The sequence below is a fragment of the Mesorhizobium sp. M7A.F.Ca.CA.003.01.2.1 genome (assembly GCF_003998945.1).
Lineage (GTDB): Bacteria > Pseudomonadota > Alphaproteobacteria > Rhizobiales > Rhizobiaceae > Mesorhizobium > Mesorhizobium ciceri.
This window is the reverse complement of the sequence record NZ_RZRA01000818.1, coordinates 1-2,601: the sequence shown is the minus strand read 5'-3', so window position 1 is coordinate 2,601 and position 2,601 is coordinate 1. Positions and strand designations below refer to the sequence as shown.

Here is a 2,601-nt window from a genome sequence, read left to right as displayed (position 1 = left end):
GGCCTGTTCCATCTGATCAATGCGGTGCGTGGTGCCGGCTCGCAACTGCTTCTGACGGCGCGCCGCTTTCCCTCGGCCTGGGGTGTTGGCCTGCCTGATCTTGCCTCGCGGCTGAAGGCGGCTGCGACAGTCGAAATTCATGAGCCCGACGATCTCCTGCTGGCAGGCGTCATCACAAAACTCTTCGCCGACCGTCAGATCGAGGTCGAACCGCATGTCGTGCAATATCTGGTCCGCCGCATCGAGCGCTCGCTGGCGACAGCGATGCGCGTGGTGGAGCGGCTCGACCGGACCGCGCTCGAACGCAAGACGCCGATCACCAGGGCGCTGGCAGCCGAAACCGTCAGTGCCATGGATGAAGGGCAGGGCGAGTTCGAGATCTGAGCCTGAGAGGCCGGTCTCAGAGCCACATTCTGGCGATCAGAGCCACATTCTGGCGAAATGACGGACTGCGAGATAGACGGCAGAGTGAGCGGCGATATAGCCGGCGGCGACCAGCACAAACATCCCGATACTGACACGCCAGGAGCGGGAGACCACGGCGCCCGGGGCCTGCCTCGCCTGTCTGCGGCTTTCACGGTTATTCCACATCGCCAGTGCGGCGCAGGCAATTGCCCACGTCACCATGACCGGAACCGTTATGCCGGCATAGGCAAAGTAGGCCGGTCCGAAAAGCGACACCCAGGCATCGATTCCAAGCATCTGACCCCCCTGTTTGCCGAACCGCCCGCGGCTGCCGGACACACGGCCGGTGCCGCAGCAAGTGAACCGTATGGCTGCGCCGGGCATTGGGCTGTGGGGGGATGGTCGGAGTGGAGAGATTCGAACTCCCGACCCTCTGGTCCCAAACCAGATGCGCTACCAGGCTGCGCTACACTCCGAACGGTCTGTTGCCTATTCATTTCGGTGGTGCATGGCAAGTGCAAAAACCTGCGAGAGCAAAAACCTTGCCGCCGTGCGCATTGCGCAGTAATGACGGGCGAAGGGTGGCGATGCTGCCTTGCACAACAACGAGGTGGCCATGTCCGCGCGCATTTTCAGCCCAGCCAAAACCGCGATGCAGTCCGGCAAGGCCAAGACCGGTTACTGGGTGCTGGAATTCGATCCCGAGTCGCGCAAGAAGATCGACCCGCTGATGGGCTATACGACGTCGGCAGACATGAGAAGCCAGATCAGGCTTAGCTTCGACACGCGCGAAGAGGCGGTCGCCTACGCCGAAAAGCAAGGGCTCGCTTTCCGCGTCGAAGAGCCGAAAGAGACCAAGCGCCGCCAGATTTCCTATGCGGAGAATTTCCGCTATGACCGCAGGACGCCCTGGACGCATTGAACGGCGCCCGGCGCCAGAATATCCAGCCGGCCCAAGGGCCGGCCAGCGGTCCCGTAGCTCAGCTGGATAGAGCACCGGCCTTCTAAGCCGATGGTCACAGGTTCGAATCCTGTCGGGATCGCCAAAGCCTTTCGGTCCGTTCCGGACACATAGGTTACGGTTTATACCGGAGACACGGGCTTTCAGAGAGCGGTATCAGGCCTCGTGCGCTCAGACCGCCGCCGCCAGAAGCAGCGTTACCCCCAGGACCGTCGACGCATAGATCGTCGCTAGGAGCACGATCGGCCGAGGATACTCGGTGGGTGTTGCGAGGCTGGTTATGTCGGGACCCCGAAATGTTTCGGTGCCGGGCGACGGGACGTCGGCGGCGGTGGCAGCGTTGTCATTGCAAGCGCGCACAGAAAGGCGCTGGATTATATCGGCGGCGATCAGAGGATCGTCCGCCACCAATTTCGACCAGTCCGAAACAATGCCGATTTCATGTTGTGACATCGCGCGCCTCCCATTTACGGCCTAACAGCGATGTCTAAATTATGTTCCACTAATAGTTTCGCGAGGCGGACCGCTCTTTGTCACTGCGGTCTTCTGATCGATGAAAACCACGCCCGCTGCCTCCAAGCCTCGACGGATGGCAGCCAGCTTGGCGGGACTGGGAATCCTTCGCCCGCTCTCAAAACTGCCAATCGTTCCTTCGCTGAGGCCGCACTTCGCGGCGAGTCGCACCTGCGACCACTTCAGGATCGCTCGTGCAGCTCTGCACTGCTGGGGTGTAAGGGGTTGGGTCCCTGAGACGGTGGCGCTTCGCTTGTTCACATCCTGACGGTCCTTCGCTTCGGTGGGACACGGCTTTGCACCAGGCCCGCCTTGTCCAGATCCACCGTGACCATTGTCCCGAGCGACACCGTGACCTTGTCGCCGTCGATCCGCTTAACGTCGCCGGATAATTCCATCTGCTGGCCCCTGGTCAGCCTGGTTGCCGGATCAATGACCGAATGCGGAAGACCGGGGATCGACACGCTGACGCGGTCCTTCGTGACGCGCTTCAGCACCGTCGCCATGACCGCCACCTCGTCGCCGACTTTATTGCCATGCTCTGATTCTGGGGCGGCATCTGCCGGCGTCAAGGATTAGCTGCGTCTGATATAGAAAAGTCCGCGGGCGTGGCTCGGCGCCAGCGTATTATTTCGTTACTCGGCCTTTTCGGAACCTTCCCGCGCACGGCGCGTTCGGCCCGCTGTATTCGCGGACCCTCATATATAAGTGGACAGGCGGGC

At 61.5% G+C, this 2,601-nt stretch carries 6 protein-coding genes and 2 tRNA genes; 3 read left to right on the top strand and 5 right to left on the bottom strand.

The annotated features are described in order from the left end of the window. A partial coding sequence (locus EN969_RS26080; RefSeq protein ID WP_245467505.1) for a DnaA/Hda family protein occupies positions 1-384 on the top strand: 384 nt, incomplete at its 5' end. Between the two features lie 36 nt (positions 385-420). Here the strand turns inward: EN969_RS26080 and EN969_RS26075 are convergent. Both EN969_RS26075 and EN969_RS26070 read right to left on the bottom strand, forming a co-directional pair. Further along, complete coding sequence (locus tag EN969_RS26075) at positions 421-702, bottom strand: hypothetical protein (RefSeq protein ID WP_013532441.1); 282 nt, start codon at positions 700-702, stop codon at positions 421-423. Positions 703-804: 102 nt separating this feature from the next. Further along, positions 805-881, bottom strand: a tRNA-Pro gene (locus EN969_RS26070). Positions 882-1,021: 140 nt separating this feature from the next. Between EN969_RS26070 and EN969_RS26065 the strand changes: the two genes are divergently transcribed. Beyond that, positions 1,022-1,327: an ETC complex I subunit gene (locus EN969_RS26065; protein WP_013532440.1), complete on the top strand. Its 306-nt coding sequence runs from the start codon at positions 1,022-1,024 to the stop codon at positions 1,325-1,327. A gap of 47 nt (positions 1,328-1,374) precedes the next feature. Further along, positions 1,375-1,451 (top strand) — tRNA-Arg (locus tag EN969_RS26060). Between the two features lie 86 nt (positions 1,452-1,537). Here the strand turns inward: EN969_RS26060 and EN969_RS26055 are convergent. Genes EN969_RS26055 through EN969_RS26045 form a run of 3 tightly spaced genes read right to left on the bottom strand, consistent with a single transcriptional unit; the run spans position 1,538 to position 2,451 of the window. Further along, a complete protein-coding gene (locus tag EN969_RS26055; RefSeq protein ID WP_013532439.1) occupies positions 1,538-1,819 on the bottom strand; it encodes a hypothetical protein in 282 nt (93 codons plus the stop codon). A 39-nt stretch (positions 1,820-1,858) separates the two neighbouring features. After that, positions 1,859-2,140: a helix-turn-helix transcriptional regulator gene (locus tag EN969_RS26050; RefSeq protein WP_013532438.1), complete on the bottom strand. Its 282-nt coding sequence runs from the start codon at positions 2,138-2,140 to the stop codon at positions 1,859-1,861. Then, positions 2,137-2,451, bottom strand: a complete 315-nt coding sequence (locus EN969_RS26045) for a hypothetical protein (RefSeq protein WP_244514287.1) — start codon at positions 2,449-2,451, stop codon at positions 2,137-2,139. The genes EN969_RS26050 and EN969_RS26045 overlap by 4 nt, the downstream gene beginning before the upstream one ends. Between the last annotated feature and the right edge of the window lie 150 nt (positions 2,452-2,601).